This is a genomic window from Actinomycetospora sp. (assembly GCF_036497585.1).
GTDB lineage: Bacteria > Actinomycetota > Actinomycetes > Mycobacteriales > Pseudonocardiaceae > Actinomycetospora.
On record NZ_DASXJD010000136.1, the window covers coordinates 1 to 6,834 of the forward strand.

Genomic DNA, 6,834 nt, shown 5'->3' on the forward strand with positions numbered 1-6,834 from the left:
ACAGCAGCTCCGCGTCGCTGAGCACCGGCTTACGGCCCGGTCGGTGGGCCCGCGACCAGCCCAAGGCGGGCAGGACACGATCCTCGAGGTGGACATAGAGTGCGGTCAGGAGGGCGTCACGGTCGTTCGTCACACAATGACGTTTGGCGCCCTCCGCCCACGTTCAGGTGAACGACACACCCCAAGATCTAATCGGACTCATTCATCTAGGTGGGCGAAGCCCTCGTGAGCACTTTCCGTCGCTATGACAACGGAAAGTGCTCACAGGCGCGAAGCGCACTCCGTAGCTTCGCCGCATGACGACGACGCGGCGGGCCCTCGCCGAGCCCGGACTGCAGCGGCTCGGCCGGGTGGCGGCGGGAGCGCTCGCCGACGACCTCCCCGGCCTCGTGGTGCTCGTGGCGCACGGCGACGAGGTCCACGGCGAGACCCGGGGGACGGTCGCGGCCGGCGGTGCACCGATCGCGCGGGACTCGCTCTTCCGCATCGCGTCGCTCACCAAACCGGTGGTCGCCGCCGCCGTCGGGACCCTCCTCGCGGACGGCGCGCTGCACCTCGACGAGCCGGTCGACCGGCTGCTCCCCGAGCTGGCCGACCCGCGGGTCCTGCGCCGGCCCGACGCGGCCCTCGACGACACCGTGCCGGCCGAGCGCCCCATCAGCGTCCGTGACGTGCTGACCTACACGTGCGGCTGGGGCCAGTCCATGGCGATGTTCGCCGCCGACCCGCCGTGGCCGATCGCCACCGCAATGGGCGCCGGGCGGCTGAACACCATGGGCCCGCCGCGGATGGACGTGCCCCCGGAGCCCGACGCCTGGCTGGCCGAGCTCGCGGAGCTGCCGCTGCTGGCGCAGCCGGGGGAGCGCTGGCTCTACAACACCTCCGGCCAGCTGCTCGGGGTCCTGGCCGCCCGCGCTGCCGGCGAGCCGCTGCCCGATCTGCTGCGCTCCCGGGTGCTCACGCCGCTGGGCATGACCGACACCGCCTTCACCGGCGACCCCGTCCGTCTCGTGACCGCCTATCGGGCCGGCGCGGTGTGGGACCCGCCGGACGGCCTCTGGAGCACCCCGCCGCGATTCCCGGACGGGGCCGCCGGGCTCGTCTCGGGCGCCGACGACCTCCTCGCGTTCGCCCGGATGCTCCTCGCGGACGGCGCGGACGTCCTCGACCCTGCGTTCGCCGCCGCGATGACCTCTGACCAGCTCACGCCCGCGCAGCGGGCCGGGTCGGGCTTCCTGGATGACGAGACGAGCTGGGGCTTCGGGGTGTCGGTGACGATCTCCGGGCCGCGGACCGGGTCGTTCGGCTGGGCCGGCGGGCTCGGGACCACCTGGCACGTCGACCCCGGGCGCGACCTCGTGGTGGTCACGCTGACCCAGCGGCTGTTCGCCGGACCCGACGACTTCGCCGTGCACGCCGCCACCATCGACGCCGCCTACGCCGCGCTGGGGTGAACCGAGGCCCCTCGCGGGGCAGGATCGGTGCCGTGCGCATCGTGGACTGGTCGGACGGCCCGGAGGCGGCGGTCGTGCTGCTCGACCAGCGCGCGCTGCCGTCGCGCACCGAGTACCTGCAGCTCACGACGGTGGACGGGGTCGTCGACGCCGTCCGCACCCTCGCCGTCCGCGGCGCGCCCAACCTCGGCGTCACCGGCGCGTTCGGGGCCGCGCTGGCCGCCCACCGCCACCCCGGGGACCCGGCGACGGCGCGCGCCGAGGCCGAGCGGGTGGCCCGCGCGCGCCCGACGGCGGTGCCGCTCGCGCTCGGGGTCCGGCGTGCCCTCGCCCGGCTCGCCGACGGCCCGGCCGCGGTCCTCGCCGAGGCCCGCGCCGTCGCCGTCGAGGGCGTCCGGGTCAACGCCGCCGCCACCACCCGCGCCGCCGACCTGCTCGAGGCGCGGTGTCCCGCGCGGCCGATCCGGCTGCTGACGGTCTGCAACACCGGGGAACTGGCGTGCGGCGAGGGCGGCAGCGCGCTCGGCGCGGCGTTGCGGCTGCACGAGCGCGGTGCCCTGGGCGAGGTCCTCGCCTGTGAGACCCGGCCCCTGCTGCAGGGCGCGCGGCTCACCATCTGGGAGCTGGCGCGGGCCGGGGTCCCGCACCGGCTCTGCGTCGACTCGGCCGGACCCGCCGCGCTCGCCACGGGGCGCGTGGACGCCGTCGTCGTCGGCGCGGACCGGATCGCCGCGAACGGCGACGTCGCCAACAAGATCGGCACCTACATGCTGGCCTGTGCCGCCGCCCACGCCGGCGTGCCCTTCGTGGTGGTCGCCCCCGAGGAGACGATCGACCCGGGGACCGCCACGGGCGCCGGGATCGTGGTGGAGGAGCGGGGTGCCGACGAGGTGCTCGGGTTCGGCGGGGTGGCGACGACGCTGCCGGGGACGCCGGTCTTCAACCCCGCCTTCGACGTGACGCCGTTCGACCTGCTGACCGCGGTCGTCACCGAGGACCGGGTGTGGTCGTCGGGCGGTGACCCCGGGGAACGACGCGAGGACGGGTCGCCCACCACCCCGGCCGCGGTGAGGCGCTGACGGGCAGGCGCCCGCGGTCAGCGCGGTCGACGGAGCAGCATCGTGGTGTCGTACGTGCCGACCACGATGCCCTGGGCCAGCTCGGAGATCCGCTGGTTCGTCGCGCGGGCGTGCTCGCGCAACCGCAGGAAGGCCTGGTCGAGGTCGAGGGCGCCGCGTTCGGCGAGGACCCCCTTGGCCTGTTCGATGACCACCCGGCTCGTGAGGGCGGCCTGCAGCTGCTCGGTGAGGAGCTCCCGCTGCCGGGCGTTGCGATCCGAGAGGATCGCGATCGTCGCCACGTCCGCCAGCGCCTGACCGACCCCCAGGTCGCCGCCGCTCAGGGTGAGTGGCTCGCGGTGGAACAGGTTCAGGGCCCCGATGGTCTGCCCCCGCAGGCGCATGGGCAGGGCGTGCACCGCCGCGAAACCGTAGTCGTGGGCCCGCGCGCTGAACGCCGGCCACCGGGTCTCGCGCGCCAGGTCGTCCGCCATGACGACCTCGCTGGTGCGGAAGCAGTCCAGGCAGGGGCCCTGCTCGGACTGGAGCTGGAAGAGCTCGATGAGGTGGGCCTGCTCATTCGACGCGGAGACGACCTGCAGGGAATCGCGCTGGTCGGTGAGCAGCAGGCCGGCGGCGTCGGCGCCGAGCAGCGCGACGCAGTCGGCACAGAGCCCGTGGAAGAGCTCGATCACGTCGTAGTCGTCCACCAGGGTGTCCGCGAGGCGGACGAAGGCCTCGACCAGGGACTGTTCCCGAGCCATCGGTGTGTTCATGGGTCCTCCCGGCCCTCGCGCTCGTCGTCTCCTCGTTGGTGGGGCGGCTCGGCGCTCGCGGCCGCCCCGTTGCTGCTGACGTGCCACGAGCCGTCGGGATCGAGACGCAGTCGACGGGCGACGACGTCGGCCGCGATCTCGGTGATGCCGCGGTCGCCGAGGAACGCCGCGGCCCGCAGCGCCGCGAGAGCCGTCGGCGCCGCCGTCCCGGCCTGCGCCATGAGCATGCCGGTCGCCTGGTGCACCTCGGCACGTGCCAGCGCCGACCCGTCGTACCAGGGCGACGGGCTCCGTCCGGCCTCGCCGGCCCGATGGTCGAGGCGGTCCAGCAGGGCCCACATCGCCGCGTCGGCCGCCAGCAGGGCGCCCGCCAACTCCGTGTCGTCCAGATGGCCCGGGGTGTCCCGGTAGCAGTCGAGGACGCCGAGCCGGCTCGCGCCCGCCCGCAACGGGAACACGAACATGCCCCGGGCGCCGGTCTCGACCGCGGCCGCGGTGAACATCGGCCACCGTCCTTCCCCCGGTTCGGCGATGTCCGGCACGAGCACCGCCCGCCCCGAGCTGAACGCCTCCACACACGGACCCTCACCGAGGCTGAACTGCAGTTCGTCGATTCGCGCGGCGCCCGGGTCGGTGGCGCACACCGGCTCCTGGCCCTGGGCGCCGTCCATCACGGTGATCGAGGCCCCGGTCATCGGTAGCCAGGTCACGCAGGCGCGGCAGACCGCGAGCGCCGCCTCCGGGCCGTCGTCCGACAGGGCGGCCGTCAGGGCGCGGCCGAGGCCCACCCGGTCAACCACGGGGCTCACCCGGACCCCATCGTGGCCGGCACGGCGAGCGGACGTGCACTCCGGCGTCGCGGCCGATATCGGCGCGCATCGACCTGACCTTCCCGTCGCAGGTGTCGTGCCCGGTGGTCCACAACGAACCACGCGCCCCACCCGACAGGGTCCGGTTCGGATGTCCGCCTCCTCCGGGCCGTGTCGGGCCACGAGGATGGCGCGGACGCTACACCGCACGTCCATCCCTCCTGGGCCCCGCGAGCGGCCACCCGGGGGACCCGACTCGTCGCGGCGCTGGTCGCGCCTCCCCCGCGTCGCATACGATGACCACTTCATCTACTGGCGCGCCCCGGACCCTGGTGCGCCCGCGGAAGACCCCGCGGTGCGACGGGAGGGGTGGCAGTGGCGCACGGGCTCGTCCACGTCCGATGACGACCGTCGTGCTCGCCGGTGAGCTCCGGGGCTGGGCCGTGGCCGACCTCGCCGAGCACTGCGCGGTGCTGCGGCAGGAGCCGCACGCGCAGATCGTCCTGGACATGGGCGGGGTCCACGCGTGCGACGCCGCCGGGCTCGAGGTCCTGATCGCGCTGCACGCCGGCGACGGGGGTGCGGATCTCGTCATCCGCGGAGCCCGGTGGAGCCAGTTCTTCGACGTGCTCCGTCAGACGCCGCTGGAAGACCTCGGCGGCGTGTGCCACCAGGTCCGCCAGCTCGTGTGGAGCGCCCGGCGCGTGCGGCGCATCGGCGTCGACAGGACGGAGCGCGACGACGGTTCCACTCCCTCGGTGACGGCCGGCTGAGCTGCGTCCGCTCGGACGGATCCTCAGGCGCTGCCGAGCCCGTCGTCGATCCACGCGGCCAGTGTGAGGGAACGGTCCCCGGCGAGACGGGTGAGACCGTCGTGCACCGCCAGGGCGTGGGTACGCGTGGTGGCGAGCGGGAGCCCGCGCAGGATCGGCAGGTCGACCAGGGCACGCGCATGGCTGGTCAGCGAGGCGGCGGCCTGCCCCGCGAGGCCCTCGGCGACCAGCGCGGGCATCTCGTCGAGGACGGATCGGGCCGCCACGCACACGCGGGCGAGGTCGATCGCCCGCTGCGCGGCCGGGCCGGTCCGGGAGGGACGGTTCGTCGTCGTCATCGGTCGTCCTCGTCAGGGTGGTGGGCGTCGGCCGCCGATGGATGCGACGGTCGGGCGCGCGAGGGCTCGAGGAGCAGCTCATCGGTCGGCGAGGCCGAGAGGACGGCCAGCGCGGCGGCGTGGACGGAGATGCCGCAGTCCCCGGCCCGGCCGCGCAGCGCCTCGGCGCTCTCGTCGGTGGTCAGGCCGTGGACCCGGGAGACCAGCCTCTGGGCCCGTCGGACGTCGCGGCTCGGCTGCAGCTCGTGCGGGCTCTTGGGCATGTCCACCTCGGCGTGCGGGCGGCTCTCGTCGATCACGAGAGCCGGAGCCGACGGGGGCCGGGTCGACGTCGTCCACCCTGTCGTATCCGCTGCGTCCCGTCCAGTCCGTGAGTGATCGCTCGCGGAGGGTGAGCGGGCCGGCGCTCCTTGCCGGTTCAGTGGCGCAGCGTGACACCCGGACTGACGCCGAAAGCCTCCCGGTAGCTCACGGAGAACCGTCCGGGGTGGGCGAAGCCCCACCGCGCGGCGATCTCGGCCACCGTGTCCCCCGCGGCCGGGTCGGCAGCGAGCAGGTCGCGGTGGGCGCGCTGCATCCGCACCTCGCGCAGGTAGCCCAATGGCGTCTGATCGCGGTGCTTGCGGAACGAGGCCTGGAGTCCCCGAGCCCCGATGAGGGAGGCCTCGGCGATCTCGGCCAGGTCGATCGACCGGTGGGCGTTGCTGTCGATGAACTCGACGGCTCGCCGGATGACGGCCGGCTCACGGGCCGCCGTGGTGTCGCCGGCGGGGTCCGGCGGCGTCGTGACCAGCACGGCGGCGTAGCGATGGACCTGTTGACCGGAGCCCTCGGCGAGCTCACGCAGCGTCGCTGACGCTGCCTGGAGGTCCTGCCGGTAGCGCTCCATGAGCACACCGGTGGCCAGGTGGACGGGGTCGGGCACAACGGACACCGGCGTCTCCTCACGTCGCGCAGTCTCGATACCGCGAAGCGCCAGGGTCCGGGACGGGCCGCCGAGTTGACCGCGGCGACCACTCTGGCACACAGGGGCCCCGGAACGCACCGACCTTCTCCTCGACGAGCACCGGGCTCGGGCGTGCACGACCTTGCTGCACGGGACACGACGAAGGGGCCGCCCCTGACGGGACGACCCCTGTGACCTGCGGTGATGTGTGCGCGCCCGAAGGGATTCGAACCCCTAACCTTCTGATCCGTAGATAGCAGCCGGGGGTCTACGGGCCCCGCGCCCCCGGGGTGGATCACTCGCGGTCCGCCCCGTGCCAGAACAGGACCATCGCGACCTCGACTGCCAACGACCACCCGCACCCACTCCCACCGACAGCAGTTACACCGGCACCCACACCCACTCCGTGACCTTCACTCCAGGAACCTCGCCCAACGCCTGGAAGCCCAGAGCGAGTGGCCGCCTACGATCCCGCGCGGCAACCACGGGACCGCAGCGCCATATGCCACGCGAGTCTTTCGGAGTCGTCCGGCACCGCGGAGGGTGGACCCGAGCAAGCCGAGGTTCGTATCGAAGGTGCCCACTGGGGCCAATTCATGATCATGCTGACCCGGGCGCCGGTCACCGACGTTCAACGGCTCTGCGACGGCGTGCGACAGCTCATCCGGCCTGCCAGCCAG

At 74.0% G+C, this 6,834-nt stretch carries 8 protein-coding genes and 1 pseudogene; 3 read left to right on the plus strand and 6 right to left on the minus strand.

Annotated elements, in window-relative coordinates; translation table 11 throughout:
* Positions 1-133 (minus strand): annotated as a pseudogene (locus VGH76_RS28140) (IS982 family transposase); the annotation flags it as partial.
* 163 nt (positions 134-296) lie between these two features.
* Here VGH76_RS28140 and VGH76_RS13555 point away from each other — a divergent pair.
* The gene (locus VGH76_RS13555) at positions 297-1,454 is read left to right on the plus strand and encodes a serine hydrolase domain-containing protein (protein WP_331557209.1); all 1,158 of its coding nucleotides are present in this window, start codon (positions 297-299) and stop codon (positions 1,452-1,454) included.
* Between the two features lie 32 nt (positions 1,455-1,486).
* Entirely contained in the window at positions 1,487-2,533 is a 1,047-nt protein-coding gene (gene mtnA, locus VGH76_RS13560) for an S-methyl-5-thioribose-1-phosphate isomerase (RefSeq protein ID WP_331557210.1), read from the plus strand.
* A gap of 17 nt (positions 2,534-2,550) precedes the next feature.
* Here mtnA and VGH76_RS13565 read toward each other — a convergent pair whose 3' ends face one another.
* The gene (locus VGH76_RS13565) at positions 2,551-3,288 is read right to left on the minus strand and encodes a GAF and ANTAR domain-containing protein (protein ID WP_331557211.1); all 738 of its coding nucleotides are present in this window, start codon (positions 3,286-3,288) and stop codon (positions 2,551-2,553) included.
* Positions 3,285-4,097: a GAF domain-containing protein gene (locus VGH76_RS13570; protein WP_331557212.1), complete on the minus strand. Its 813-nt coding sequence runs from the start codon at positions 4,095-4,097 to the stop codon at positions 3,285-3,287. The genes VGH76_RS13565 and VGH76_RS13570 overlap by 4 nt, the downstream gene beginning before the upstream one ends.
* A gap of 401 nt (positions 4,098-4,498) precedes the next feature.
* On the opposite strand from VGH76_RS13570, the gene VGH76_RS13575 reads away from it, so the two are divergent.
* Positions 4,499-4,870, plus strand: coding sequence for an STAS domain-containing protein (locus VGH76_RS13575; RefSeq protein ID WP_331557213.1), 372 nt, complete (start codon positions 4,499-4,501; stop codon positions 4,868-4,870).
* A 23-nt stretch (positions 4,871-4,893) separates the two neighbouring features.
* Here the strand turns inward: VGH76_RS13575 and VGH76_RS13580 are convergent, their stop codons facing one another.
* The 3 genes from VGH76_RS13580 to VGH76_RS13590 all read right to left on the minus strand — a co-directional run bounded on the left by VGH76_RS13580 (position 4,894) and on the right by VGH76_RS13590 (position 6,142).
* Positions 4,894-5,208: a hypothetical protein gene (locus tag VGH76_RS13580; RefSeq protein WP_331557214.1), complete on the minus strand. Its 315-nt coding sequence runs from the start codon at positions 5,206-5,208 to the stop codon at positions 4,894-4,896.
* Positions 5,205-5,507 carry a hypothetical protein gene (locus tag VGH76_RS13585; protein ID WP_331557215.1) on the minus strand — a complete coding sequence of 101 codons (303 nt, stop codon included), beginning with the start codon at positions 5,505-5,507 and terminating at the stop codon, positions 5,205-5,207. Before VGH76_RS13585 ends, VGH76_RS13580 begins: the two co-directional genes overlap by 4 nt.
* 119 nt (positions 5,508-5,626) lie before the next feature.
* On the minus strand, positions 5,627-6,142 hold the full coding sequence (locus VGH76_RS13590; protein WP_331557216.1) for a helix-turn-helix transcriptional regulator: 516 nt from the start codon (positions 6,140-6,142) through the stop codon (positions 5,627-5,629).
* Positions 6,143-6,834 lie beyond the last annotated feature (692 nt).

What these genes read in the sequence shown, in the direction of transcription:
- VGH76_RS13555 (WP_331557209.1), top strand. Translation starts at nt 297, where the DNA reads ATGACGACGACGCGGCGGGCCCTCGCCGAGCCCGGACTGCAGCGGCTC.
- VGH76_RS13580 (WP_331557214.1), bottom strand. Translation starts at nt 5,208, where the DNA reads ATGACGACGACGAACCGTCCCTCCCGGACCGGCCCGGCCGCGCAGCGG.
- VGH76_RS13565 (WP_331557211.1), bottom strand. Translation starts at nt 3,288, where the DNA reads ATGAACACACCGATGGCTCGGGAACAGTCCCTGGTCGAGGCCTTCGTC.
- VGH76_RS13575 (WP_331557213.1), top strand. Translation starts at nt 4,499, where the DNA reads ATGACGACCGTCGTGCTCGCCGGTGAGCTCCGGGGCTGGGCCGTGGCC.